This is a genomic window from Actinosynnema sp. CA-299493, assembly GCF_050946825.1.
GTDB lineage: Bacteria > Actinomycetota > Actinomycetes > Mycobacteriales > Pseudonocardiaceae > Actinosynnema.
The window spans coordinates 8,010,481-8,036,033 of record NZ_CP191993.1; the positions used below are offsets into that span (position 1 = coordinate 8,010,481).

The following is a 25,553-nucleotide window of genomic DNA, read 5'->3' on the forward strand; positions in this document are numbered from 1 at the left end:
ATTCGCCGCTACCTTCACCAGAGGGGTGATCAGGCCGGCTGGACGACCTGGCGGCCGTCGTACTGGCCGCAGGCCGGGCAGGCGATGTGCTGCGGCTTGGGCTGGCGGCAGGCCCGGTTCTGGCACGCCACCAGGTGCACGGCACTGGTCTTCCACTGAGCGCGGCGCGAGCGCGTGTTCGAGCGCGACATCTTCCGCTTCGGGACGGCCACGACTAGTTCTCCTCTGGATTGTCACGATTCCCGTCGAACCGCTCGTGGAGAGCGGCCCAGCGGGGGTCAATCGTCTCGTGCCCGTGGTCGGGGCCGAGATCAGCCAGCCTGCCGCCGCAGTCGACGCACAGCCCGAGGCAGTCCGGCGAGCACAGCGGCACCTGTGGCAGCGAGAGCACGATGGCGTCGCGCACCACGGGTTCGAGGTCGATCAGGTCGTCGTGCAGACGGCTGACCTCGTCCTCTTCGGTGGTCTCGTCGGTGGCGCTGTCCGGGTAGGCGTACAGCTCGGTCAACTCCACCTCGACCTCCGCCGACAGCGGGTCCAGGCAGCGCGAGCACTCCCCTTCGACCACCGTCGCGGCCGTGCCCGTCACGAGCACGCCTTCGACCACCGACTCCAGCAGGAGGTCGAGTTCGACGTTGCCCCCCGCCGGCACCGAGATCACGCCGAGAAGGCCGACGCCCTCCGCGGGCACCGTCCGGCGCAGACCGCGGCTGGAGCCCGCTCTACGCCCGAGGTCCCTGGTGTCGATGACCCAGGGCCCGGTCGCTGTGGGACGCGCGGAGGCGTGACGATGCTCAGACATGATGTTTGGTGTTGCCGTCGGGGACTTACCACGACCAGCCGGTCAAGAGTACGGGACAACGGGCGTCCGCGTGAAATCGGCTGGTCGGGGCGTCGTCCGGTCGGGTTATTCGTGGTAGTCGAACGGGGCGGCGGCGCTGGCGACGACCGGGCCGCGCAGGTGCGAGCGACCCTTCCCGACGCTGCGCAGGGTGTGCGCGAGCAGGTCCTCGAAGTCGGCCAGCTTGCCGTCCACGTACGCGTCGCACTCGCTGCGCAGCCGGATGGCCTCCGTCTGCGCCGCGTCCAGCACGCGGGCGGCCTCGGCGTGCGCGGCCTGCACGACCTCGGTCCCGTCGACCAGGCGCGCCTGCTCCGCCCGGCCCTCCTCGATCGCGCGCTCGTAGTTGGCCCGGCCCGCCTGGACCATGCGGTCGGCCTCGGCGTGCGCCCGGCCCACCAGGTCCTCGTACTCCTGGCGGCCCGCGGAGACGGTGCGCTGCGCCTGGTCCTCGGCGTCGGCGACCATCCGCTCGGCACGCGCCCGCGCCTCGGACAGCATCCGCTCGGCCTCGTGCTGCGCCTCGGAGACCATCCGCTCGGCGTCGGACCGCGCCTTGCTCAGCGCCTGGTCCGCGTCGTGCTGCGCCTTGCCGACCAGCTCGTCGCGGTGGTCGAGCACGTCCTGGGCGTCGTCCAGCTCCGCCGGGATGGCGTCGCGCACGTCGTCGAGGAGTTCGAGCACGTCGCCGCGCGGCACGACGCACCCGGAGGTCATCGGCACGCCACGCGCTTCCTCGACGATCGTGACCAGCTCGTCGAGGGCCTCGAACACCCGGTACACGTCACACTCCTCGCGCCCACAGCAGTACCCGTCCTAGTGTGCCCTGCCGATCTCGTCGCCGCCGGGAGATCGGCAGGGCGTGTCCGACTACCGGGTGACGTCCACCAGGACGAAGCTCGCGTAGTGGTCCGGCGTGTAGAAGTACAGCTTCGGGCTCGCGGCGCCGGTCACGATCCGCCGCGCGCCGCGCGTGGAGACGCCCGGCGTCCTCACCGTGTACTCCCGGTAGTAGCCGGTCGAGCACGCCGGGAGGACGCCCTCGCGGTTGTAGAAGGTCTGGTTGTCCTGCGGATACGGGTACGGCCCGCCCCGCTGGACCAGCCGCACGGTGTCGGTCGCCTGGACGGGCAGGGCGGACAGGGCGACCCGGCGGAAGTCGGACGTGTCGCCACAGGCCGCCTGCTCGACCGCGACCGCCCGGGCGGACGTGGTGACCGTGCCCGCGAGGACCAGCAGCAGGGAGAGCAGCACCTTCGCGGTGCGCGATGTGATCTCGCTCATGCCGGTGAACGCTAACCACACCGGGCGACGAACGAGCTAACGGAACGTGACCGGTCAGCGACCCTCGGCGAGCCGGGCGGAGAGCCGGTCCTTGATGGTGGGCGGCAGCAGGCTCGTCACGTCGCCGCCGTAGGTCGCCACGTCCTTGACCAGGGAGCTGGCCAGGAAGCTGTAGATCGGGTTCGTCGGCATGAACAGCGTCTCGACCCCGGTGAGCTGGTGGTTCATCTGCGCCATCTGCAACTCGTAGTCGTAGTCGCTGACCGCCCGCAGGCCCTTGACGATGGCCTTGATGTCGTTCTCCAGGCAGTAGTCGACCAGCAGGCCGTGCCAGGCGTCGACGCGGACGTTCGGCCACTGCGCGGTCACCTCGCGCAGCATTTCCGTGCGCTCCTCCACCGAGAACAACGTCTTCTTGTTCTTGTTGATGAGCACGGCGACGACGACTTCGTCGAAGAGCTTCGCCGCTCTGCCGATGATGTCCAGGTGTCCGTTGGTGGCCGGGTCGTAGGAGCCGGGGCACACGGCACGCGTCATGGTTTCGGACGGTAGCACCCGATCGGACGCGTCCACTCCGGTGCGTGGTCGGCATCACCCGGAGGCGTCAACCTGTTCAGCCCAGTGCAGCGTGGTGTCCCCGTATCGCTTGCTGCGCAAGGATTCCACCGGGCTTGGCCAAATCGGTTCAGGGCTGCGCGCGCCGCGTTCGACGACGAGCAGCGACCCCGGTTTCGTCCAACCATTCGTGACCAGCGACGCGAGGACCCGGTTGAGCTGTTCGTCCGTCACCGCGTAGGGCGGATCGGCGAAGACCACGTCGCACGCGACCTCCGCCACACCGCCCACCACGGCCTCCGCGGTGCGGTTGACGACCGTCGCGCCGGGCAGCGCGACCACCCTGGCGTTGCCCTTCAAGACTTCGGCAGCCCGCTTGTCCGACTCCACGAACGTGGCTCTGGCCGCGCCCCTCGACAACGCCTCGAACCCGAGCGCCCCGGACCCCGCGTACAGGTCCAGCACCACCGCGCCGTCCAGGTCGACCACCGTCTCCAACGAGCTGAACAACGCCTCCCGCACCCGGTCGGACGTAGGACGGGTACCCCTCGGCGGCACTTGCAGCCGGCGGCCACCGGCGACGCCCGCGACGATCCTGGTCACCGGGTCATCGTCCCACCGCGAGCGCCTGCCACCACCCGTCGACCTCCGGCGGCTGCCCCACGTCGACCCGCTCGCCCGGCCGCGGCACGGCCAAGGGCACCCCGTGCGCCTTCGCCTCCCGCCACACCCGGTCCACCGGCTCGGACCAGTCGTGGAACGCGAGGTTGAAGGTCGCCCAGTGCACCGGGATCAACAGGCCGCCCCGCACGTCGCGGTGCGCCGCCACGCCCTCTTCCGGCGTCATGTGGATGTCCGGCCAACCAGGCCCGTAGGCGCCGATCTGGATCAGCGAGGCGTCGAACGGCCCGTGCTCCGCACCGATCCGCTCGTAACCGTCGAAGTAACCGGTGTCACCGCTGTAGTAGACCCGGTGGCGCGGTCCCTTCAGCACCCACGACGCCCACAGCGTGTTGTCCCGCTGCAAGCCCCGGCCGGAGAAGTGCTGCGCCGCGGTGGCCACCAACGTGACCCCCGCCACCTCGTGCGACTCGTCCCAGTCCAGTTCCACGATCCGGTGCTCGGGCACGTCCCACCGGCGCAGGTGCGCCCCGATCCCGAGCGGCACCACGAACACCGCGTCCGTGTCCCCGGTCAACGCGCGCACCGTCGCCAGGTCGAGGTGGTCGTAGTGGTCGTGCGAGATCACCACCGCGTCCACCCGCCCCACCTCGTGCAACGCGTGCGGCACCGGGTGCAACCGCCGCGGACCGACCACTTGCGACGGTGACACCCGGTCGCTCCACACGGGGTCGACCAACACCCGCGCGCCGTCGATCTCCACCAACGTCGACGCGTGCCCGTACCAGGTGATGTGCAACCCGTCCGCCGACCCGACGACCGGCGGCACCAACGGCACCTCGCCGACGGGCCGCCGCTGCTGCCCACCGAAGAACATCTCCCGCACCGTCCCGGCCGCGCCGTCCGGCGGCATCGTCCGAGTGCGGGCGGCGTTGTGGAACTTCCCATCGCGATACCGGGGCGACCGCCGCACCCGCTCACCACCGGGCTTCCCGCCCAACGCCAGCCGCACATCCCGCGCCGCCCAGGCAAGAGCGCCGGCCGTCACAGCGAACAACCCAACAGCGACCTTCTTCATGCCCCACCAACGCCAACCCCAACCCCCCGGGTTCCCCCCACCCCTCCATGTGTCCACCAACACCCACCACAACGGACCCGCCACACCCCACCAAGGCCCGATTTGACATGGGTTCGGGTGCTTTAGGCTGGTCGAAGCCGGCAGGCTTGGCGGGACGCTCTTCCCCGCCGGGCCTGCCGGCTTTGGCCTGCCTGGAGTGCCCGTAAGGGCCCCATGTCACATCGAGCCGAACCCAACCACCACTCCCCTAACCCCCAACCCCCACCCTCACTCCAACACGATCAACAAATCCCCACCCTCGACCTGCTGCACCCCACGCACGGCCAACCGCTTCACCCGGCCGGCCTTGGGCGCGGTGATCGCGGCCTCCATCTTCATCGCCTCGATCGTCGCGATCGTCTGCCCGACCTCGACCTCTTCGTCCTCCGCCACGCTCGGCGTGACGACCCCGGCGAACGGCGCCGCGACGTGCCCGGGGTTGCCCCGGTCCGCCTTCTCCGCCACCGGCACCTCGGCCGCGATCGACCGGTCCCGCACCTGGATCGGCCGCAACTGCCCGTTCAACGTCGCCATCACCGTGCGGATGCCGCGCTCGTCCGCCTCACCGATGGCCTCCAGCCCGATCAGCAGCCGCACGCCCGGCTCCAGGTCGACCTGGTACTCCTCCCCCCGCTTGAGCCCGTAGAAGAAGTCCTTGCTCCCCAGCACGCTCGTGTCGCCGTACGCCTCCCGGTGCGCCAGGAACTCCTTCGTCGGCGCCGGGAACAGCAACCGGTTGAGCGTCGCCCGCCGGTCGTCCGCCAGACCCTTGACGTCGTCGTCGGTCAGCTCCGCCACGCCCTTCGGCGCGGCACGCCCCTTCAACGCCTTGCTCCGGAACGGCTCCGGCCACCCGCCGGGCGGGTCGCCCAGCTCACCGTGCAGGAACCCGATGACCGACGCCGGGATGTCGAACCGGCCCGGGTCAGCCTCGAACTCCTTCGGCGAGACACCCGCTCCGACCAGGTGCAACGCCAGGTCGCCCACCACCTTGGACGACGGCGTCACCTTCACCAGCCGACCCAGCATCCGGTCGGCCGCCGCGTACATGGACTCGATCTCCTCGAACTTCTGCCCGAGCCCGAGCGCGACCGCCTGCGTCCGCAGGTTCGACAGCTGCCCGCCGGGGATCTCGTGCGAGTACACCCGTCCCGTCGGCCCGGGGATGCCCGACTCGAACGGCGCGTAGACCTTGCGCACCGACTCCCAGTACGGCTCCAGGTCGCACACCGCCCGCAGGTCCAGGCCCGTGGACCGGTCCGTGTAGTCCGTGGCCGCCACGATCGCCGACAACGGCGGCTGCGACGTCGTGCCCGCCATCGACGCCACCGCGCCGTCGACCGCGTCCACCCCGGACTGGATGGCCGCCAGGTACGTCGCCAGCTGCCCACCCGCCGTGTCGTGCGTGTGCAGGTGCACCGGCAGGTCGAACTCCTTGCGCAGCGCCGTCACCAACCGCGCCGCCGCCGGCGGGCGCAGCAGGCCCGCCATGTCCTTCACCGCGAGGACGTGCGCGCCGGCCCCGACGATCTGCTCGGCCAGCTTCAGGTAGTAGTCGAGCGTGTAGATCCGCTCGTCGGGGTTCGAGAGGTCCGAGGTGTAGCACAGGCACACCTCGGCCACCGCCGTGCCCGTCTCGCGGACCGCCTCGATCGCCGGCCGCATCTGCTCCACGTCGTTCAGCGCGTCGAAGATCCGGAAGATGTCGATACCGGTCTTCGTCGCTTCTTCGACGAACGCGCTGGTCACAGCCTCGGGGTACGGCGTGTAGCCCACCGTGTTCCGGCCGCGCAGCAGCATCTGCAGGGTGATGTTCGGCACCGCCTCGCGCAGCGCGGCCAGCCGCTCCCACGGGTCCTCGGCCAGGAACCGCAGCGCCACGTCGTACGTCGCGCCGCCCCAGGCCTCCAACGACAGCAGCTGCGGCGTCATCCGCGCCACGTGCGGCGCGATGGCCAGCAGGTCCTTCGTCCGCACGCGCGTCGCCAGCAACGACTGGTGCGCGTCGCGGAACGTGGTGTCGGTGACGGCCAGGGCCTTGCCCTCCCGCAGCCAGCGGGCGAAGCCCTCCGGCCCCAGCTCGTCCAGCTTCTGCTTCGACCCCGCCGGCGGCTCGGCGTTCAGGTCGACCGCCGGCAGCTTCACCTTCGGGTCCACGACGGCCGGGCGCGGGCCGTTGGGCCGGTTCACCGTCACGTCGGCCAGGTAGGTCAGCATCCGCGTGCCGCGGTCGGCGGAGTGCCGCGCCGTCAGCAGGTGGGGTCGCTTCTCGATGAACGACGTCGTGACCCGACCCTCGTAGAAGTCCGGGTCGTCCAGCACCGCCTGGATGAACGGGATGTTCGTGGACACGCCCCGGATGCGGAACTCGGCCACCGCGCGCCGCGCGCGGGCCACCGCGGCGGAGAACGTGCGTCCGCGGCACGTCAGCTTGACCAGCATCGAGTCGAAGTGCGCGCCGATGACCGTGCCCGCGCCGGTCGTGCCGCCGTCCAGCCGGATGCCCGAGCCGCCCGGCGAGCGGTAGGCGCTGATCATGCCGGTGTCCGGGCGGAAGCCGTTGGCCGGGTCTTCCGTCGTGATGCGGCACTGCAGCGCCGCGCCGCGCAGCTGCACGGTCTCCTGGCTCAGCCCCAGGTCGGCCAGCGTCTCGCCGCCCGCGATGCGCATCTGCGACTGCACCAGGTCCACGTCGGTGACCTCTTCGGTGACCGTGTGCTCGACCTGGATGCGGGGGTTCATCTCGATGAAGACGTAGTTGCCGCGCGGGTCGAGCAGGAACTCGACGGTGCCGGCGTTGCGGTAGCCGATGTGCCGGGCGAACTTCACGGCGTCGGCGCAGATCCGGTCGCGCAGCTCCGGCGCGAGGTTCGGCGCGGGCGCGATCTCGATGACCTTCTGGTGGCGGCGCTGGACCGAGCAGTCGCGCTCGAACAGGTGCATCACGTTGCCCTCGCCGTCGGCGAGGATCTGCACCTCGATGTGCCGCGGCTCGACCACGGCCTGCTCCAGGAACACCGTCGGGTCGCCGAACGCCGACTCCGCCTCGCGTGACGCGGCTTCCAGGGACTCCCTGAGCTGGGCGGGCTCTTCCACCCGCCGCATACCGCGCCCGCCACCACCCGCGACGGCCTTCACGAACACCGGGAACGAGATGTCCTCGGCGGCCCGGACCAGGGCGTCGATGTCGCTCGACGGCTCGCTGGACTTGAGCACCGGCAGGCCGGCCGCACGGGCCGCGGCGATGGCGCGGGCCTTGTTGCCGGTCAGTTCGAGCACGTCCGAGGGCGGGCCGACGAACGTGATGCCGGCGTCCGCGCAGGCCTTGGCCAGCTCGGGGTTCTCGGACAGGAAGCCGTAGCCGGGGTAGACCGCGTCGGCGCCGGCCTTGCGCGCCGCCTTGATGATCTCCTCGACGGACAGGTAGGCCCGGACGGGGTGGCCGGGGTCACCGATCTCGTACGACTCGTCGGCCTTCAGCCGGTGCAGGGAGTTGCGGTCCTCGTGGGGGAAGACGGCAACGGTGCCGGCGCCAAGCTCGTAGGCGGCGCGAAAGGCCCGGATCGCGATCTCGCCGCGGTTGGCGACAAGAACCTTGCGGAACATGCGGCGTTCCCTCCCGGTTACTCGGCGAGTCGCGCCCGAGCGCGGGCGGAACTCGATGAATCAAGGCACGTTACCGTGCGCTTCCCGCCCCTCGGGAGTTCCATCTCACGTGACGGACGTCATCGTGATCGTTCACTCACCCGGTCAAGGCAGGCGCGACCTGGGATCACGCCCAGGGATTCTCCCTTGCGAGCTCGTCTCGCGCAGCCCCCACGCGCACGGTGGATTGACGGACTGACTGCGTGGGCCCTTACCGCACCGCCGGCCGTACCGCCTTCACCCCACACGGTGGATCACCGACTCGTTACGGTGGGTTCGCTGCATCGGGTGACTACGGCCGGCGACTTCTCGGTAGGGTTGGGCCCATGGCCGGGGCTGAAGGGACTGGGCAGCCTGCTGCCCGCACCCATTTCGACGTCGTACTGCGCGGGTACAACCAGCGTCAGGTGAACGAACGGGTGACGCGGCTCGAGTTCGACCTCAAGAACTCGAACCGGGCCCGGGACGCGGCGTCGGCGCAGGTGGCCGAGCTGGGCAACCTCCTCAACTCCACCCGCGCCGAGCTCGACAAGGTCAAGACCCAGCTCGGCAAGCTGGCCACCAGCCCCTCCAGCGCGTCCAACGTCACCGAGCGCGTGCGCGTGATGATGACGTTGGCCGAGGAGGAGATCGCCGACATCCGCAAGGCCGCGCTCGACCAAGCCAACGCCACCCGCGCCGAGGCCGAGCGGGCGGCGGCCGAGGGCAAGGCGGCGCACCACCGCGCGATGGGCGAGCTGGAGGACCGGCGGCGGCAGCTGGAGGCGGCCCACCAGCAGCGGACCACCGAGCTGGAGCGGCAGTACGACGAGCGCCGCACCGAGCTGGAGCGCTCGCACGAGGAGCTGCGGGCCAAGCTGACCGCCGAGCACGAGGCGTTGATGGCGGAGTCCCGCGCCGACCGCGAGAAGTTCACGAAGGACTTCGAGACCAGGACGGCCGAGCTGGAGGCGAAGCGGGTCGAGCTGGAGCAGAAGTACAAGGGCTACCACGACGACCTCGACAAGGAGTACGACGAGCTGCGCACCAAGCTCCGCAAGGAGCACGAGGTGCACGTGGTCGAGGCGAAGGCCGAGGCCGTGAAGCTCCTCGAAGCCGCTCGGGCCGAGGCCGCCGAGCTGCGCGCGGAGACCGAGAAGCAGGTCGCCGAGCTGGAGGCCGAGGCGCTGGCCAAGGCGGAGCAGACGGTGTCCGAGGCGAACGCCCGCGCCGAGGAAGTCGTCGCCGAGGCCGACGCCCACGCCGAGAAGACCATCACCGAAGCCGACGCCCACGCCGACCGGCGCACCACCGCGGCCGACCGGAAGTTGGCCGAGCTGCACCGCGTGCACCGCGCGCTGAGCGAGCAGTTCGCCGCCGCGCAGGAAGCCGTGTCCCGCGCGGTGGCCACGCTCACCCCGCTGGACGAGGAAGCCGCCTCCGAGGGCGCGGCGACCACCGACTCGGTGTCCCCCACCGACTCGGCGACCTCCACCGACTCGCCCACCACACCAGCGGCCACCAAACCTGCGCCCGCCAAGCCCGTGCCCGCCAAGCCGACCGGCTCGAAACCCGATTCGAAGCCCGATTCGAAGCCCGCCAAGGCCAAGGCCGTCGACCCCTCCGAGCAGCCGACCACCCAACTGCCGGTCCCCAAGAGCAGGCAGTCCAGGTAACCCGCCCGAGGCCCGGGCAGCCGGTCACTGGGGCAGCTGGTCGGCCGGCGCCACCTCACCCTGCTCCGGCACGGTGATCTCGACCGGCTCGCCCCACCCGCGGAACCGGGTCGTCGACTGCTTCACGACCTTGCCGTCCAGCTCGAACCGGTACTCGGCGCGCACCGGCGCGCTCGTGCCGTCCACCCACACCGACGCCGCGATCTTCACCCCGTACTGGGCCAGCTGGGTGTGCTGCAACTGGATGTCCTGGTCCTCGATGACCTTCGCCATCTTCACCGCGTCCACGACCAGGTCGAACCGCGTCACCGGCACCCCGTCCACCTGCTCGGACGACTTGCCCACGATCAACGCCGCGCGCGGCTGCACGTAGTCCAGCTCCGCGCCCGGCGTCGCGCTCGGCCCGAAGCCGCGCAGCAACGCGGACACCTCGCCGCCGCTCGTCGCCGGGTAGAAGCCCCACTTCTTGCCCGCGGGCATCGGCGCGCCCTCGACCTGCACGTACGTGCCGTCGCGCACGACCACCAACGCGATCTTCTTCGGCGGCCCGCCGGTCGACACGTCCATCGTCATCGACCCGGTCACACCGCCGCCGTCGCGCCGCAGCACGCCGTCCGCCACGTTGCGCACCTCGGTGCCCTGCCCGTCCGACGCGAAGCCCTCGGTGTGGAACGTCGCCGTGCCCGACTCGGCCCGCCGCTGCTCGATGCGTTCGGCGAGCACCGCCAGATCGCCCTTGGGCGGCGCGGACGTGGTCGGCGCCTGGTCACCGGCGGGCGCGGGCGTGCAGGCGACGAGCACCAACGGAACCAGGACGAGCAGGAATCGGCGCACAAGCCAGGGTAACCGGCAGCCCGCCACGCCTCCGGCGGCCTCCACCCGCTCCACCCGCTCCACCCGCTCAGGCAGCCTCCGCGCGCTCCGCCTCCGCCCGCTCCCCCTCCGCCGCTCCGCCTCAGGCCGACTCCACCTTCTCCGCTCAGGCGGCCTCCGCCCGCTACGCCTTCTCCAGGTACTCCGCCCGCTCGTCGTCCAGCAACCCGGCCACCAACCCGGCCAACCCGGGGTGCGCGGCCAGCTCCGGATCGGCCTCCACGACCTCCTGCGCCACCACCCGCGCCTCCGCGATCACGTCCTCGTCCCGCAGCAGCGACAGCATCTTCAACCCCGACCGCGTGCCGGACTGCGCCGCGCCGAGGATGTCGCCTTCCCGCCGCAGCTCCAGGTCGAGCTGCGCCAGCTCGAACCCGTCCAGAGTGGACTCGACCGCCCGCAGCCGCTCCATCGTCGACGTGCCGTCCGGCATCTCGGTGACCAGCAGGCACAGCCCCGGCGCGCTGCCCCGCCCGACGCGTCCACGCAGCTGGTGCAGCTGGCTGACCCCGAACCGGTCCGCGTCCATGATGACCATCACGGTGGCGTTGGGCACGTTCACGCCGACCTCGACCACGGTCGTGGCGACCAGCACCTGCACCTCGTTCGCCGCGAACGCCCGCATCACGGCGTCCTTGTCCTCCGACGGCATCCGGCCGTGCAGGATGTCGATCCGCAGCCCGCGCAACGGCCCTCCGGCCAACCGGTTCGCCACGTCCACCACCGCGAGCGGCGGCCTCCGATCGGAACCGTCGTCCTTCGGCGGCCCCTTCGGCGAACCGTTCGACGATCCCTTCGGCGAACCACTCGACGTGCCCTTCGACGAGCCCTTGGCGGACCCGGACTCCTTCGGCGGCGCCTCCCCGTCGTCCTCCGCGTCGCCGTCGCCGATGCGCGGGCACACCACGTACACCTGGTGCCCCTTGCGGACCTCTTCGTGGATCCGCTGCCACGCCCGGTCCAGCCAGCCCGGTTTCGCCGCCACCGGCACCACGGACGTGCTGATCGGCGAACGCCCCTGCGGCAGCTCGCGCAGCGCGGACACCTCCAGGTCGCCGTACACCGTCATCGCCACCGTGCGCGGGATCGGTGTGGCCGTCATCACCAGCACGTGCGGCGTCGACCCGCCCGCGCGCCCGCTCAACGCGGCCCGCTGCTCCACGCCGAACCGGTGCTGCTCGTCCACCACGACCAGCCCCAGGTCGGCGAACTCGACCTTGTCCTGGATCAACGCGTGCGTGCCGACCACGATCCCGGCCTCGCCGGACACGATCTCCAACAACGCCCGCTTGCGCGCCGCCGTGGCCATCGACCCGGTCAGCAGCGTCACCCGCGTCGCGTGCTCGGCCCCGCCCAGCTCACCGGCCTGCCCGAGGTCGCCCAGCAGCTCCCGCAACGACCGCGCGTGCTGAGCCGCCAGCACCTCGGTCGGCGCGAGCATCGCCGCCTGCCGCCCGGCGTCGACCACCTGCAACATCGCCCGCAGCGCCACGATCGTCTTCCCCGAGCCGACTTCCCCTTGCAGCAGCCGGTTCATCGGGTGCGCGCCGGACAGGTCCCGGACGATCTGCTCGCCGACCTCGCGCTGCCCCGCCGTCAGCTCGAACGGCAGCCGGGCCTCGAACGCGTCGCGCACCAGACCCTCCCGGGGCGGGCACGCGGGCGCGGGACGGGCCGTCGCCGAACGGCGGCGTTGCGCCAGCGTCAGCTGCACCGCCATCGCCTCGTCCCACTTCAACCGCTGCTGCGCGACGGTGATCGCGGCCCAGCCGTCCGGCCGGTGGATGTCGCGCAACGCCTTCTCCAGCCCGATCAGCCCGCGCTCGGCGCGCAACGACTCCGGCAGCGGGTCCAGCGCCACCCCGTCCCACACCGCGAGGACCTGCTCGACGCAGTTGGAGACGTTCCACGACTGGATGCCCTGCGCCGCCGGGTAGACCGGGATCATCGCGCCCGCGAAGTCCGCCGCCGCGGCGTCCTCGCCGTCCAGCACCTGGTAGTCGGGGTGCGCGAGCTGGAGCTTGCCGTTGAACACGCCGACCTTGCCCGCGAACATCGCCTCGCGCCCCGGCAGCAGGTCCCGCTCGACCTTGCGCGAGCCGCGCCCGAAGAACACCAGGTGCAGGTCGCTGCTGCCGTCGGTGATCACGGCCTCCAGCAGCTCGCCGCTGCGCGACTTCATCCGCCGCTGCCGCGCGCTCTTGACCCGCGCCTGCACGGTGGCGTGCTCGCCCAGCTCCAGCCCGGCGATCTCGGTCAGCTTGCCGCGCTCGTCGTAGCGGCGCGGGTAGTGGCGCAGCAGCTCACCGACGGTGGTCAGGCCGAGCCCGGCCTCCAGCGCGTCGGCGCTCTTCTGGCCGAGCACCGACACCAGCTTCTCGTCGAAGGTCGTCATCCCGGCCCATCCAACTACTCGACACCGACAGTCAGCAGGGCGTCTCGCTGCCCGCCCGGGTAAGCGGCCAGTTCCACCTCCGGGTGGGCGACGCGCAGGTGATCTTCCAGCACCCGCTCGACCCCGTCCGGGGCGGCCCGCCCCAACAGCACGGTGACCAGCTCGCCGCCGCTGGCGAGCATCCGGTCGACCAGCCGGCACGCCAGCGCGCCCACGTCGGCCGGGTCCGGCTCGACCAGCACCACCTCGCCGTCCACCATGCCCAGCAGGTCGCCGGGACGGCACCGGCCGACCCAGGTGATCGCCTCCCGGTCGGACACCGCGACCTCGCCGCGCCGGGTGGCCGCCGCCGCCTCGGCCATCGCGACCACGTCGTCACCGGCGCGCCGGGTCGGCGAGTGCACGGCCAGCGCCGCCAACGCCTGCACCGGGGAGAACGTCGGCACGACCACGACGTCCTGACCCGCGGCGACGGCTTGCGCGACGGCCTCGTCCAGCGGTTCGCGCCAGGTCGGGTCACCGGGCAGCACGGTCACCTGCCGCGCCCGCGTGCTCACCACCACGGCCAGCAGGTCGGCCGCCGTCACCCCGTCACCCGGCTCGAACACCACCGCGCCCTCGGACCGGAACAGCTCGGCCACGCCCTCGCCCTCGACCAGCACGACGATCGCCCGGTCGCGCACGAACCGGGGCGCCTGGGCGGCGATCTGGTCGGCGAAGCGCGCCACCGTGATCCGGTGCGGCCGGCCGGCCCGGATGCCCGCCTCCACGGCCGCCCCGATGTCGTTGCAGTGCACGTGCACGGTCCACAGCCCAGCGCCGTCGCCGACCACGGACACGCAGTCGCCGATGGCCGCCAGCTCGTCCTTCAGCGCTTCCACGTCCGGCTCGCCCCCCACCCCCGCCGAACCGGCACCACCCACCGGACCAGCCCCACCCGCCGAACCGCTCGCACCCACCAGACCGTCCAGCAGGTACATGACCTCGTACTCGAACTCGGCCGACCCGTCCTCGCGCGCGGTGGTCAGCGGCTCGCGCGGCACCGTGGCGAAGACCGGCGCGTCCTCGACCTCGCGCCCGGTGATCACCGCCGCCAACGTGTCCAGCAGCACGACCAGCCCGCGCCCGCCCGCGTCCACCACACCGGCCCGCGCCAGCACGGCCAACTGGCGCGGTGTGTCGGCCAGCGCCTCGGCGCCCGCCTTCGCCGCGACCGTGATCACCTCGTCCAGGTCGTCGGACGCGCAGTCGCGAGCCGCCTCGGCCGCCGCGCGCAGCACGGACAGCACCGTGCCCGCGACCGGCTCCGAGACGGCGGCGGTGGCCAGTTCGTCGGCCCGCCACAACGCCCGCCGCAACGACGTGCCGGACGCCGTGGAGGCCCCTTGGACGGCCTCCGCCAGACCCCGCAGCACCTGCGAGAGGATCACCCCGGAGTTGCCCCGCGCGCCGGCCAGCGCACCTCTGGCGAGCGCGCTCAACGCCGCGCCCACCGTGTCGACGGGTGTCCGGAGCAGCGCGTCCAACGCCGAGCGCATCGTCTGGAGCAGGTTGGTCCCGGTGTCGCCGTCCGGCACGGGGAACACGTTGCTGCGATCGATGTCCTCCCGGTTGGCGTCCAGGGACCGAACACAGGCGTCCGCCCACTGGCGCACCGCGACCGCATCGAGTGCCTGCATGCCGGCGAGGGTATTCGACCCGGTTTGGTGGCAGAACGCGCCACCGGCTACCCTGTCTGGGTTGCCATGCCCGGCTGAGGCTTGTGCACGCTTGCGCGCCCGCCGGGGCGTGAGTACCGATCAGTAACCTTAAGGAGTGGCTGACGTGGCTGCCGTGTGCGACGTCTGTGGCAAGGGGCCGGGCTTCGGCCATTCTGTCTCGCACTCCCACCGGAAGACGAACCGCCGGTGGAACCCGAACATTCAGACCGTGCGCGCGAAGGTTTCCTCTTCGACGCGGCAGCGGCTGAACGTGTGCACCTCGTGCCTGAAGGCGGGCAAGGTGGTGCGCGGCTGATGACCCGCGCCTGAGCTAGCCGAAAGGCCCCCGGAACCGCGTTCCGGGGGCCTTTCGGCGTTCTGGGTGTGCCAGGTCGTGGGTGTCCGGTTCACCCGGACCCGAGGCGGACGGCTACGGCAGCTTCCAGTCGATCGGCTCGGCGCCCTGCTTCACCAGCAGCTCGTTGACCTTGCTGAACGGCCGCGAGCCGAAGAAGCCGCCTGCCGCGGACAGCGGGCTCGGGTGGACCGACTCCACGCAGCGGTCGGCGCCCAGCAGCGGCTTGAGGGCACGCGCCTGGCTGCCCCACAGGATCGCGACGAGCGGCGCGTCCCGCTCGGCCAGCGCCTTGATCGCCTGCTCGGTCACCGGCTCCCAGCCCTTGTTGCGGTGGGAGTTCGACTTGCCCGGCTGCACCGTCAGCGCCCGGTTGAGCAGCAGCACGCCGCGCTCGGTCCACGGGGTCAGGTCGCCGTTGGACGGCTTGGGGTGGCCCAGGTCCGCCACGTACTCGGTGTAGATGTTGATCAGGCTCTTCGGGATGGGCCGGGTCTCCGGCGACACCGAGAAGCTCAGCCCGACCGCGTGACCCGGCGTCGGGTACGGGTCCTGGCCGACGATCAGCACCCGCACGGAGTGGAACGGCTGCTGGAACGCCCGGAGCACGTTCTCCCCCGCGGGCAGGTACGTCCGCCCGGCGGCCACCTCCGCCCGCAGGAACTCGCCCATCTCGGCGATGCGATCGGCCACGGGCGCGAGTGCCTCGGCCCAGCCGGCTTCCATGATCTCTTCAAGCGGACGTGCCACGGCGGGACCCTACCTCAGTCCAGGCGGCGCAACTCCTTGCGGTAGAGCAAGATGTTGTCCACGTACTTGTCCACGGCGAACTGCCACGCGCCGTCCGGCACGACGTACCCCTCGCGCACGCGGGCGGGCACGCCGAGCGCCATCGACCGGGCGGGCACGTGCCCCTCGAACGACAGCACCGCGCCCGCGCCGACGATCGCGCCGGTCTCCACCACGGACCCGTTGAGCACCACCGAGCCCGAGGCGATCAGGCACCGGTCGGCGATGGTCGCGCCCTCGATGTGCACGTTGTGCCCGATCACGCACTCCGCGCCGATCAACGTCGGGTGGACCTCCGTGCAGTGCACGACCGTGCCGTCCTGGATCGACGTCCGCGCGCCGACCTCGATGCGCCCGTAGTCACCGCGCAGCACGGCCTGCGGCCACACCGAGGCGTGCGCGCCGATCCGCACGTCGCCGATCACCGTCGCGTCCGGGTGCACGTAGGCGTCCGGGTGGATCACCGGCTCGAAGTCGCCCAACGCGTAGATCGCCATCGCGGTCCCTCCCGACCCCTCAGAGATCCTTGGCGAAGCAGAGGCTTTCCGGATGATGCCGGTAGACGCCGAAGTTGTCGATGCGCGCGTATCCATTGGTCCGGTAGAGCCCGATGGCCTCCGGTTGGCGCAACCCGGTCTCCAGCACCATCCGCGTGCGACCGGCCGCCCGCGCCGCCGCTTCCAGCGACCCCAGCACGAGCCGCGCCAGGCCGCGCCCGCGCAGCGCCTCCACCACGTACATGCGCTTGATCTCGGCGTCGCCGGGGCGCAACGAGTCCGTGGCCACGTCGTGCGCCCGCCACCCGCCGCACGCCACCGGCACGCCGTCGAGGTAGCCGACCGCGAAGTGCCCCAGCGGCGCGGCGAACTCGGTCGGGTCGACCGGCGTGACGTCCCCCTCGCCGTACCGGTCCACGTAGACCTGCTGGAGATCGGAGATCAACTTGACCGAATCTGGATGGTCATACGCGAGCGTGCATAGTTCCACATACGTGAGGCTACCTACCGCCAGTGCTCCCAGCCAGGGGGTTTCTCGTACGCGCGCCCGTCGACGGTCACGCCGCTGCCGTGCCGGACCGTGCCGATCGTGCGCCAGCCCTCGGGCACGACCCCCGGTTCGGGGAACGTCGCCGCCAGCGCGTGATCCTCGCCACCGGTCAGCGCCCAGTGCCGGGCGTCCGCGCCGAGCGCCGCCGCGACGTCGATCAGCCGCGGGTGGACCTCCAGCAGCTCGGTGCGGATGTCGATGCCGATGCCGGACTCGTCCGCGATGTGCCCCAGGTCGGCCAGCAGGCCGTCCGAGACGTCGATCATCGCCGTCGCGCCCGCCGCGGCGGCCTGGGGCCCGGCCTCGTAAGGGGGTTCGGGGTTCCGCTGCGCGCCGACGACCGCGACCGGCGACCGGAACCCGCGCTGCAGCACCGCCAACCCGCCCGCCGCCCAGCCGAGCCGCCCGCACACCGCGACGACATCACCCACCTGCGCGCCCGACCGGGTGACGGGCTCCAACCCGCCCATGTCACCCATCGCGGTAACGGAGATCACCAGTGTCGCGGACGACACCATGTCCCCGCCCACCACGCCCGCGCCCGCCACGGTCGCCTCCTGCCACAGCCCGGCGGTGATCCCCTCGACCACGGCGGACGGCGTGTCGGCCGGGCAGGCGAGGCCGATCAGCAGGGCCGTCGGCATCGCGCCCATGGCCGCCACGTCGGCCAGGTTCACGGCCGCCGCCTTGCGCCCCACCTGCTCGGGAGAGGACCAGTCGAGTCTGAAGTGGACGCCTTCGACCAGCACGTCGGTGGAGACCACCACGCGGCCGTCGGGCGCCGCGACCACAGCCGCGTCGTCACCCGGCCCGAGCAGGGTGGTGGGCGGCTGCGTCCGACCTGCCGTCACCCGGCGGATGAGACCGAACTCACCCACCTCAGCGACCGTGTCCGCGTTGCGCGGCGGCTCCGGACGCAAGATTGCCTCCCGTTCTGAGCATTCGGAACCCCAACTGGGGTACGTTGCTGTGCACGTTCCTACCCCGACCTAACCTGTCGCGACGAAGGGGCACGCCGTGGTGCACGCATACATCCTCATCCAGACCGAGGTCGGGAAGGCAGCCGCCGTCGCGGCGGAGATCTCCGGCATCCCCGGTGTGGCCACCGCGGAGGACGTCACCGGTCCGTACGACGTCATCGTGCGCGCCGAGGCCGACACCGTCGACCAGTTGGGGCAACTCGTGGTCGCCCGCATCCAGAACGTGGAGGGCATCACGCGAACGCTGACCTGCCCGGTGGTCCACCTGTAAGCCCGTGCTGTCATAGCCGGGTGGCACAGGAACCGGAACCCGTCCCGCTGCTCCCCCGCCCGCTGCTCGTCGTCGCCCTAGGGCTGACGGCGCTGCTCGTGGCGGGGGTCGCGGCGGCGGGTCTCCTCCTCGGCGGCGACGACCCGGCGGACCCGTCCGCCGGCCACGCCGGTCCCGTGGCGCTCGTGCCGGTGCCCGCGCCGGAGGCCGAGTCGGCCGAGTGCGCGGCGCTGCTGGGCGCGCTGCCCGCGCAGCTCGTGTCCAGCGGCGTCACGCTGCCTCGCCGTGAGCTGGCCACGCCCGCTCCGGTCGGCGCCCTGGCGTGGGGTGACGCGGAACACGAGCCCGTCGTGCTGCGGTGCGGGCTGGACCGTCCCGGCGACCTCACCCCGACCTCCCAGCTTCGGGTGATCTCGGACGTGCAGTGGCTGGAGGTGGCCGAGGGCGGTTCGGCCACCTGGTACGTGGTGGACCGGCCGGTGTACGTGGCGCTGACCGTGCCGTCGGACGCGGGCACGGGGCCCCTACAGGACATCTCGGCCACGGTCCGAGACACCCTCGCCAAGGGCCCCGTGGACACCAGGGGCTGACTAGCGCAGGCCCGTGCCGCGGGCGATCGCCGTCTCCACCAACGTGGTCAGCAGCGCCGGGTAGTCGACGCCCGTCTCGGCCCACATCCGCGGGTACATCGAGATCGGCGTGAAGCCGGGCATGGTGTTGACCTCGTTGACCACGAGCTCGTCGTAGTCGGTGACGAAGAAGTCGACCCGGGCCAGGCCCTGGCAGTCCAGCGCGCGGAACGCGGCGACGGCCATCTCGCGCAGGTCCCGGGTGACGTGCTCGTCCAGCTTGGCGGGGATGTCGAACTCGCACACGTCGTCGAGGTACTTGGCGTCGAAGTCGTACCAGTCGACCTCGCCGCCGACGATGCGCAGCTCGGCGGGCAGCGACGCCTCGACGCGGCCGTCCGGGAACTCCAGCACGCCGCACTCGACCTCGCGGCCGGAGACGGCGGCCTCGATGATCACCTTCGGGTCGGTCTTGCGCGCCAACGCGATCGCGCTGTCCAGGTGGGCCCAGTCGACGACCTTCGAGATGCCGACGGACGACCCGGCGCGCGCGGGCTTGACGAAGACGGGCAGCCCCAACCGCTCGCGGTCGGCCTCGGTCAGCGTCTCCTGCTCGCGCCGCAGCACGGCGAACTCGCCGACGGGCAGGCCCGCGCCCTTGAGCAGGCGCTTGGTGAACTCCTTGTCCATGGCGACCGCGCTGGCCAGCACACCCGGTCCGACGTACGGGATGTCGGTCAGTTCCAGCAGGCCCTGGATGGTGCCGTCCTCTCCCCAGGCGCCGTGCAGGACGGGGAACACGACGTCCACGTCGGCCAGCACCTCGGTGGGGGCCACCGGCACCAGTTCGCTGCCGGACACGGGCACCAGCGCGTTGACGGTGGGCAGCTGCCGGTCGCGCACCTCGAGCGCCTTGGTGTCGTCGGCGCCGATCACCCACGCGCCCGTTTCGGTGATGCCGACGGGCACGACGTCGAACCTGTCCCGGTCCAGGTGCGGCAGGACACTGCCGGCGGACAGGCAGGAGACCATGTGCTCGCTGCTGCGCCCGCCGAACACCACGGCGACCTTGGTCTTGCGCTGTGTCATGGCTCGGACCCTACCCGGATGGCGTAACCACCCACCGGCACCGCACACCTGAGCGTAGAACTCACGGGTCCTGAGCGTAGGACTCTCGCACCCTGAACGTAGGACTCGCGCGAGTCCTACGTTCGCGGCGCGCGAGTCCTACGTTCAGGTACCCCGAGTTGAACGCTCAGGACGGGCGGGTGTGGGTGGCGAGGATGCGGATGAGGTCCGGGATCGCCGCGGTCAGCTGGTCGCGCGAGCAGGCGCTGTAGCCGATCGCCGCGCCGTGCACCTTCGGCCGGCCCGCGTGGTGGCGGCCGAGGCCGTCCAGCCGCAGGCCGCGGTCGTGCGCCTCGGCCAGCACGTCGCGCTCCGCCTGCGCCGACGGCAGCGGCACGACGATGTGCGCGCCCGCGTCGTCGCCCAGCACGGGGAGCCCGGCCTCGGCGAACGCCGCCGACAGCAGCGCGCGGCGCTCGGACAGCTCACGCCGGAGCTTGCGGAGGTGCCGCCCCAGGTCGCCGTTGCGCGCCAGCTCGACCAGGACCCGCTGCCCCGCCGCGGACGGGCTGGTGCCGGTCCGGTCCCGGTGCGCCATCACCTCGGCGGCGATCGGCTCGGGCGCGACCATCCACCCCGCGCCCAGCGTCGGCGTGAGGATCTTGCTCGTCGTGCCCAGGTGCACCACCACGTCCGGCGCCAACGCCGCCAGCAACGGCAACGGCGCGACGTCGTAGCGCAGCTCACCGTCGTAGTCGTCCTCGACGACCAGCCACCCCTCCGCCCGCGCCCGCTCCACCAGCGCCACCCGCCGCGCCGCCGACATCCGCCCGCCCATCGGGTACTGGTGCGCCGGCGAGCAGTACACGCCGCGCACCCCCGGCGGCACGGCCTCCACCAACAGCCCCTCGGCGTCCACGGGCGCCTGCACGACCTTCACCCCGGCCGACCGCAACGCCCACACCGCCCGCTGGTACCCCGGCTCCTCCACCGCCACCGCGTCACCCGGCCGCAGCACGGCCGACCCCAGCTCCACCAGCGCCGCCGTGGTCCCGCCGGTCGCCAGCACCAGCTCCTCCCGCAGCCCGCCGCGCACCGCCAACCCCCGGTGCCGCAACAGGTGCTCCGCCACCACCGCCCGGTACTCCGGCAACCCTCCCCGAGCCGGCCGGAACAACGGCTGCACGTCCGCCGCCGCGCGCCACGCCCGCCGCCAAGCCGCCCGGTCCAGCCCCTCCGCCCACGGCGCGCCGGGAGCCAGGTCCACCACGTCCACCGGCACGGCGGGCGCCGCCACCCGCCGGGCGCGCGACTTCAACGCGCCCGGCGGCGTGGTCGTCACGTAGGTGCCCGACCCGTGCCGTCCCGCGATCCAGCCCTCGGCGTGCAGCTGCTCGTATGCTGCCGCTGTCACGGTCCGGCTCACGCCGAGCCGCTCGGCCAGCGCCCGGGTCGAGGGCAACCGGTCACCGCTGCGCAGCCGCCCGTCGCCCGCCGCCGTGCGCAGGGCGTCCGCGAGCTGCACGGCCAGCGGTTCGGCCGATTCGCGGTCCAACACCACCGCCAACGCCGTCTCCGCCACAGTGGCCTCCTCAAAACGCCGAGAATTGGCTCTTGAAGAGGGCCACTTTACCGGACAAGCTCCTCCCATGACGTTGTCACCGACGGATCGCAGCACCATCAAGCGCGGGCGCAACCGCGCCGTCACCGAACGCGAGGCGCTGCACGCGGTCCTCGACGCCGCCCTCGTCTGCCACCTGGCCGTCGTCGTGGACGACGCGCCGCTCGTGCTCCCCACCGGCTACGGCCGCGACGGCGACACGCTCTACCTGCACGGCTCGACCGGCGCGCGCAGCCTCCGCGAGGCCGGGACCGGCGTGCCCGTGTGCGTCGCCGTCACGATCCTGGACGGCGTCGTCTACGCCCGCTCGGCGTTCGACCACTCGATGAACTACCGCGCCGCCGTCGTGCACGGCACCGCCGTCCCCGTCACCGACCCGGACACCAAGGTGCACGCCCTGCGCGTGCTCACCGAGCACATCGCGCCCGGCTCGTGGGACTACGCCCGGCCGCCGACGCCGAAGGAACTGGCCGCGACCGCCGTGCTGTCGCTCGACCTGACCGAGGCGTCGGTGAAGATCCGCAGCGGCCCGCCCGGCGACGAGCCCGAGGACGTCGAGGCCAACGCGAGGTGGGCGGGCGTGCTGCCGCTGCGCACCGCGTGGGGCGAGCCCGAACCGGACCCGGCGCTGGTCGGCAACTGGGACGTCCCGCCGCACGTCACCGCGCGGCGGCAGGTCCCGCCGCACGTCAGCGCGCCGCGGTAGCCCCGGGGAGCGGGTCGAACCGGACCGGCCGGATGGTGCGCCCGCCGTCGCGGAACACGTGGATCGTGACGGCGGGGTCGGCTCCGTCGTTGCGCACCTGGTGCGCGTACCCGGGCCCGAACACCCGCGACTGGCCCGCCACCAGGTGGTGCAGCACCTGGGTCGGGCCCGGCGTGACGACCTCCGTCAGCGAGCCGCTGACCACGGTGAACGCGCCACTGGTGACGCCGTGGTCGTGCAGGTCGGCGCGTTGGCCGGGCAACCAGCTCATCAGCCACACCTCCTGCTCGTCGGTGCGGTCGACCAGCGCGGCGAAGCGGGTCTCGGGGTCGTAGCGGAGCAGGTGGGCCCAGCGCTCACGCCGTGCCGCCGTGTCGAGCGCGATCCGCACGGGGTGCAGCGCGGCGTGCGACTGGGGCAGGGCGATGGTGTTCTCCGGAACGGCGAACATGGTTCCTTCTCGGTGCTCGGTGATGTGGCGAGCCTCACGGGCTCGCGGGACGCGAGACGATCACCGGGAAGGACAGAGCGCGCTGGCGACCAGGTGGAGGTCGATGTGACCCCGCCCGTCGGTCATGGCGCGAGAAGACATGGTGACGAGGGTGGCAGCCGACCTGCCACCACGCAACCACGTCCCACGAAATGGACCCGTCAGAGTGAGCGGAGCACGTCCTCGACGAGGTCGGCGGTGTCCTCGCAGCCGGCGGACAGCCGCACCAGGCCCTCGGGCACCGGGTCGCCCCACTGCGCCCGCCGGTCCAGGCTCGTGTGCAGGCCGCCGAAGCTCGTGCTCGCGAACACCAGCCGCGACCGGTCGAGGAAGGACGCCACCGCGCCCTCGTCCGCCAGCACGAACGTCAGCACCCCGCCGAACCGCCGCATCTGCCGCGACGCCACCTCGTGCGCCGGGTCCCCTGGCGCGCCCGGCCAGCGCAGCCCGCTGACCGCCGGGTGGTCCTCCAGCGCCTCGTACAGCGCCGCCGCGTTCTCCGCCTGCCTGCCCAGCCGCAGGTCGAGCGTGCCGAGTCCCCGGTGCGCCAGCCACGCCTCGAACGGTCCGGGGATCGCGCCGCCGGTCGTCCGCGCCGCGCGCACCCGTTCCGCCAGGTCCGGGTCCGCCGTCGACACGTGACCCAGCAGCACGTCGCTGTGCCCTGCGACGGCCTTCGTGTCGCTGCTCACCACCGCGTCCGCGCCCAGCAGCAGCGGCTGCTGCCCCAACGGCGTCGCGGTCGTGTTGTCCACCGCCACCAGCGCGCCCGCCGCGTGCGCGGCCCGCACCAGCGCGTCGATGTCGCACACGTCCAGCCCGGGGTTCGACGGCGACTCCAGCAGCACCAGCCGCACGCCCTCGAACGACGGGTACGGCCCGGCCGTCGGCGCCTCCACCACCCGCACCGGCATCCCGGCGACCAACGTGCGCGTCAGGTAGTAGCCGTCGCTCGGCAGCACCACCACGTCACCGGGCGCGAGCACGACCCGCAGGAACGTCGAGATCGCCGCCATCCCGGACGGGAACAGCACCGTCGTGCCGCCGTCCAGCTCGCCCAGCGCCACCTCCAACGCCCGCCAGGTCGGGTTGTGCGCCCGCCCGTAGGTGTCGGCGCCGCCCAGGTGGTAGGCGGACGCGAACACGGGACCGGCCAGGAACGGCTCGCCCCGCACCGCCGGCGTCGAGTGCACGACGCGCGTGCCGTCGCCCCAGGTCATTGCCGTTCCGCCTTCCGCTCGCGCCCGAGCAGCGCCGTCGTCAGCACGCGCGGGTCCAACCCTTCGTGGCACACCTGGTGCACGCCGTCCGTGATCGGCATGTCCACGCCGACCCGCGCGGCCAGCTCGCGGATCGACGAGCACGACTTCACGCCCTCGGCGACCTGCCCGTGCGCGGCCTCCTGCGCCTGCGCGAGCGAGTCGCCGAGCCCCAGCCGTTCGCCGAACGACCGGTTGCGCGACAGCGGTGAGGCGCACGTGGCCACCAGGTCGCCCAGACCGGCCAACCCGGCGAACGTCAACGGGTCCGCGCCGAGCGCCGCGCCCAACCGGGCCGTCTCGGCGAGGCCCCGGGTGATGATCGAGGCCATCGTGTTGTCCCCGAACCCCATCCCGGCCGCCATGCCGCACGCCAGCGCGATCACGTTCTTGCACGCGCCGCCGAGCTCGCAGCCCACCACGTCGACGTTCGTGTACGGCCGGAAGTAGGAGTTCGAGCACGCGTGCTGCAACTCCACCGCGCGGTCGTGGTCCGTGCACGCGATGACCGTCGCGGTCGGCTGCTCGTCCGCGATCTCCTTGGCCAGGTTGGGTCCCGACACCACCGCGACCTGGTCCTCCGGCACGCCGGCGACCTCGCGGACCACCTCGCTCATCCGCTTCAGCGTGCCCAGCTCGACCCCCTTGGCCAGGCTGACCAGCGTCGCGCCCGCCGGCAGCCACGGCCGCCAGCCGCCCAGGTTCTCCCGCAAGGTCTGGCTCGGCACCGCCAGCACCACGGCCCGCGCGCCGGCCAACGCCCTTCTCGCGTCCGACGTGGCGGTCAGGTTCGGTGGCAGCGCCACACCCGGCAGGTAGTCGTCGTTGACCCGCCCCGCCGTGATGGCGTCGGCCACGTCGGCGCGCCGCGCCCACAGCACCACGTCCGTGCCGGAGTCCGCGAGCACCTTCGCGAAGGCGGTGCCCCACGACCCGGCGCCCAGCACCGCGACCCGGTCCACGTCAGGCCTTCTTGGTGTAGAAGCCGTCGGGCGCCTGCTCCTGGCGGATGTCCGCGAGCAGGCCCTTCACGTCGTTCATCAGCACGTCGGTCACCTCGCGCAGCAACGCCAGGTCCCGCGGCCTGCTCCGGTACGCGTCGAGGTCGACCGGCGGGCCCACCTTCGTCACCACGGTCTTGCGCGGGAACGGCCGGAACTTCTTCCGGTAGTGGTCGTAGACCTCACGCGTGCCCCACCGCGCCGCGGGCAGCACCGGCACGTCGTGCTCCAGCGCGAGGCGCGCCACCCCGGTGCGCGAGTCCATCGGCCAGCCGTCCGGGTCGCGCGTGATCGTGCCCTCCGGGTAGATGATCACGACGAGCCCCTGCTCCAGGGCCTCGTGGGCGGCGCGCAGGCTCTGCCGCGCGTCGGCCGAGCCCCGGTACACCGGGATCTGCCGGGCGCCCTTGACCACCGTGCCGACGAACGGGACGTTCCACAGGCTGTGCTTCGCGAGGAAGTGCGGCACGCGTCCTTGCCGGTGCGTGAAGACGGCGTCGTAGACGGGGTCCAGGTGCGACACGTGGTTCATCACGATGAGCGCCCCGCCCGTCCTGGGCACCCTCTCCGCGCCCTCGTCGCGCCGCCGCGCCATCAACGCGGTGGCGGGGTAGAAGACCACTGCGGCGAGCCTGACCCAGAAGCCGCCCTTCTCCTTGGCCACGTGCACTCCCTCTTCGTCGTGGACCTGGAGTCTTCCCCACGTCGTCG

At 72.3% G+C, this 25,553-nt stretch carries 26 protein-coding genes; 5 read left to right on the forward strand and 21 right to left on the reverse strand.

Features of this window, described 5'->3' with window-relative positions; all coding sequences use genetic code 11:
- Nucleotides 1-29 precede the first annotated feature (29 nt).
- From rpmF to ACQPYE_RS34145, 8 genes are all read right to left on the reverse strand, one after another.
- Nucleotides 30-212 carry a 50S ribosomal protein L32 gene (gene rpmF / locus ACQPYE_RS34110; protein WP_053720453.1) on the reverse strand — a complete coding sequence of 61 codons (183 nt, stop codon included), beginning with the start codon at nt 210-212 and terminating at the stop codon, nt 30-32.
- A gap of 2 nt (nt 213-214) precedes the next feature.
- On the reverse strand, nt 215-802 hold the full coding sequence (locus ACQPYE_RS34115) for a YceD family protein (RefSeq protein WP_498717210.1): 588 nt from the start codon (nt 800-802) through the stop codon (nt 215-217).
- 105 nt (nt 803-907) lie between these two features.
- Nucleotides 908-1,624 carry a DivIVA domain-containing protein gene (locus ACQPYE_RS34120; protein ID WP_498717211.1) on the reverse strand — a complete coding sequence of 239 codons (717 nt, stop codon included), beginning with the start codon at nt 1,622-1,624 and terminating at the stop codon, nt 908-910.
- An 87-nt stretch (nt 1,625-1,711) separates the two neighbouring features.
- Nucleotides 1,712-2,125, reverse strand: coding sequence for a guanyl-specific ribonuclease (locus ACQPYE_RS34125; protein ID WP_498717212.1), 414 nt, complete (start codon nt 2,123-2,125; stop codon nt 1,712-1,714).
- A gap of 54 nt (nt 2,126-2,179) precedes the next feature.
- A complete protein-coding gene (coaD, locus tag ACQPYE_RS34130) occupies nt 2,180-2,662 on the reverse strand; it encodes a pantetheine-phosphate adenylyltransferase (RefSeq protein WP_123745913.1) in 483 nt (160 codons plus the stop codon).
- Nucleotides 2,663-2,716: 54 nt separating this feature from the next.
- Nucleotides 2,717-3,283, reverse strand: coding sequence for a 16S rRNA (guanine(966)-N(2))-methyltransferase RsmD (gene rsmD / locus ACQPYE_RS34135; protein ID WP_498717213.1), 567 nt, complete (start codon nt 3,281-3,283; stop codon nt 2,717-2,719).
- A 4-nt stretch (nt 3,284-3,287) separates the two neighbouring features.
- A complete protein-coding gene (locus ACQPYE_RS34140; protein ID WP_498717214.1) occupies nt 3,288-4,379 on the reverse strand; it encodes an MBL fold metallo-hydrolase in 1,092 nt (363 codons plus the stop codon).
- A gap of 267 nt (nt 4,380-4,646) precedes the next feature.
- Nucleotides 4,647-8,024 carry a pyruvate carboxylase gene (locus ACQPYE_RS34145; protein WP_498717215.1) on the reverse strand — a complete coding sequence of 1,126 codons (3,378 nt, stop codon included), beginning with the start codon at nt 8,022-8,024 and terminating at the stop codon, nt 4,647-4,649.
- A 458-nt stretch (nt 8,025-8,482) separates the two neighbouring features.
- Between ACQPYE_RS34145 and ACQPYE_RS34150 the strand changes: the two genes are divergently transcribed.
- Nucleotides 8,483-9,718 (forward strand): hypothetical protein, encoded by a 1,236-nt coding sequence (locus ACQPYE_RS34150; protein ID WP_498717216.1) that lies wholly within the window; start codon nt 8,483-8,485, stop codon nt 9,716-9,718.
- Nucleotides 9,719-9,742: 24 nt separating this feature from the next.
- Here ACQPYE_RS34150 and ACQPYE_RS34155 read toward each other — a convergent pair whose 3' ends face one another.
- From ACQPYE_RS34155 to ACQPYE_RS34165, 3 genes are all read right to left on the reverse strand, one after another.
- Nucleotides 9,743-10,552 (reverse strand): SCO4651 family lipoprotein, encoded by an 810-nt coding sequence (locus ACQPYE_RS34155; protein WP_498717217.1) that lies wholly within the window; start codon nt 10,550-10,552, stop codon nt 9,743-9,745.
- Between the two features lie 163 nt (nt 10,553-10,715).
- Nucleotides 10,716-12,986, reverse strand: a complete 2,271-nt coding sequence (gene recG, locus ACQPYE_RS34160; protein WP_498717218.1) for an ATP-dependent DNA helicase RecG — start codon at nt 12,984-12,986, stop codon at nt 10,716-10,718.
- A 14-nt stretch (nt 12,987-13,000) separates the two neighbouring features.
- Nucleotides 13,001-14,665 (reverse strand): DAK2 domain-containing protein, encoded by a 1,665-nt coding sequence (locus ACQPYE_RS34165; RefSeq protein ID WP_498717219.1) that lies wholly within the window; start codon nt 14,663-14,665, stop codon nt 13,001-13,003.
- A gap of 145 nt (nt 14,666-14,810) precedes the next feature.
- Between ACQPYE_RS34165 and rpmB the strand changes: the two genes are divergently transcribed.
- Entirely contained in the window at nt 14,811-15,002 is a 192-nt protein-coding gene (gene rpmB, locus ACQPYE_RS34170; protein ID WP_033437952.1) for a 50S ribosomal protein L28, read from the forward strand.
- Between the two features lie 114 nt (nt 15,003-15,116).
- Here rpmB and ACQPYE_RS34175 read toward each other — a convergent pair whose 3' ends face one another.
- From ACQPYE_RS34175 to ACQPYE_RS34190, 4 genes are read right to left on the reverse strand one after another with little or no spacing between them, the layout of a single operon-like run.
- A complete protein-coding gene (locus ACQPYE_RS34175) occupies nt 15,117-15,791 on the reverse strand; it encodes a uracil-DNA glycosylase (protein ID WP_498717220.1) in 675 nt (224 codons plus the stop codon).
- 14 nt (nt 15,792-15,805) lie between these two features.
- Nucleotides 15,806-16,327, reverse strand: coding sequence for a gamma carbonic anhydrase family protein (locus tag ACQPYE_RS34180; RefSeq protein WP_498717221.1), 522 nt, complete (start codon nt 16,325-16,327; stop codon nt 15,806-15,808).
- Nucleotides 16,328-16,346: 19 nt separating this feature from the next.
- Nucleotides 16,347-16,817 (reverse strand): GNAT family N-acetyltransferase, encoded by a 471-nt coding sequence (locus tag ACQPYE_RS34185; protein ID WP_498717222.1) that lies wholly within the window; start codon nt 16,815-16,817, stop codon nt 16,347-16,349.
- A gap of 14 nt (nt 16,818-16,831) precedes the next feature.
- Nucleotides 16,832-17,797 (reverse strand): thiamine-phosphate kinase, encoded by a 966-nt coding sequence (locus tag ACQPYE_RS34190; protein WP_498717223.1) that lies wholly within the window; start codon nt 17,795-17,797, stop codon nt 16,832-16,834.
- Between the two features lie 97 nt (nt 17,798-17,894).
- Here ACQPYE_RS34190 and ACQPYE_RS34195 point away from each other — a divergent pair, with 97 nt between their 5' ends.
- Together ACQPYE_RS34195 and ACQPYE_RS34200 are read left to right on the forward strand one after the other, a co-directional pair.
- On the forward strand, nt 17,895-18,128 hold the full coding sequence (locus ACQPYE_RS34195; RefSeq protein ID WP_015104517.1) for an Lrp/AsnC family transcriptional regulator: 234 nt from the start codon (nt 17,895-17,897) through the stop codon (nt 18,126-18,128).
- Between the two features lie 20 nt (nt 18,129-18,148).
- Nucleotides 18,149-18,718, forward strand: a complete 570-nt coding sequence (locus ACQPYE_RS34200; protein WP_498717224.1) for a DUF3515 domain-containing protein — start codon at nt 18,149-18,151, stop codon at nt 18,716-18,718.
- Here the strand turns inward: ACQPYE_RS34200 and ACQPYE_RS34205 are convergent, their stop codons facing one another.
- Together ACQPYE_RS34205 and pdxR are read right to left on the reverse strand one after the other, a co-directional pair.
- Nucleotides 18,719-19,786: a D-alanine--D-alanine ligase family protein gene (locus ACQPYE_RS34205; RefSeq protein ID WP_498717225.1), complete on the reverse strand. Its 1,068-nt coding sequence runs from the start codon at nt 19,784-19,786 to the stop codon at nt 18,719-18,721.
- A 166-nt stretch (nt 19,787-19,952) separates the two neighbouring features.
- A complete protein-coding gene (gene pdxR, locus ACQPYE_RS34210; protein ID WP_498717226.1) occupies nt 19,953-21,347 on the reverse strand; it encodes a MocR-like pyridoxine biosynthesis transcription factor PdxR in 1,395 nt (464 codons plus the stop codon).
- Between the two features lie 67 nt (nt 21,348-21,414).
- Between pdxR and ACQPYE_RS34215 the strand changes: the two genes are divergently transcribed.
- Nucleotides 21,415-22,092: a pyridoxamine 5'-phosphate oxidase family protein gene (locus ACQPYE_RS34215; RefSeq protein ID WP_498717227.1), complete on the forward strand. Its 678-nt coding sequence runs from the start codon at nt 21,415-21,417 to the stop codon at nt 22,090-22,092.
- On the opposite strand, the gene ACQPYE_RS34220 is transcribed toward ACQPYE_RS34215, so the two are convergent.
- The 4 genes from ACQPYE_RS34220 to ACQPYE_RS34235 all read right to left on the reverse strand — a co-directional run bounded on the left by ACQPYE_RS34220 (nt 22,076) and on the right by ACQPYE_RS34235 (nt 25,506).
- Nucleotides 22,076-22,543 (reverse strand): cysteine dioxygenase, encoded by a 468-nt coding sequence (locus ACQPYE_RS34220; RefSeq protein WP_498717228.1) that lies wholly within the window; start codon nt 22,541-22,543, stop codon nt 22,076-22,078. The two genes, ACQPYE_RS34215 and ACQPYE_RS34220, sit on opposite strands and share 17 nt — an antisense overlap.
- A gap of 200 nt (nt 22,544-22,743) precedes the next feature.
- Entirely contained in the window at nt 22,744-23,802 is a 1,059-nt protein-coding gene (locus ACQPYE_RS34225) for a cystathionine gamma-lyase (protein WP_498717229.1), read from the reverse strand.
- On the reverse strand, nt 23,799-24,803 hold the full coding sequence (locus ACQPYE_RS34230; protein WP_498717230.1) for an NAD(P)H-dependent glycerol-3-phosphate dehydrogenase: 1,005 nt from the start codon (nt 24,801-24,803) through the stop codon (nt 23,799-23,801). Before ACQPYE_RS34230 ends, ACQPYE_RS34225 begins: the two co-directional genes overlap by 4 nt.
- 1 nt (nt 24,804) lies before the next feature.
- Nucleotides 24,805-25,506 carry a lysophospholipid acyltransferase family protein gene (locus ACQPYE_RS34235; RefSeq protein ID WP_498717231.1) on the reverse strand — a complete coding sequence of 234 codons (702 nt, stop codon included), beginning with the start codon at nt 25,504-25,506 and terminating at the stop codon, nt 24,805-24,807.
- Nucleotides 25,507-25,553: the final 47 nt, after the last annotated feature.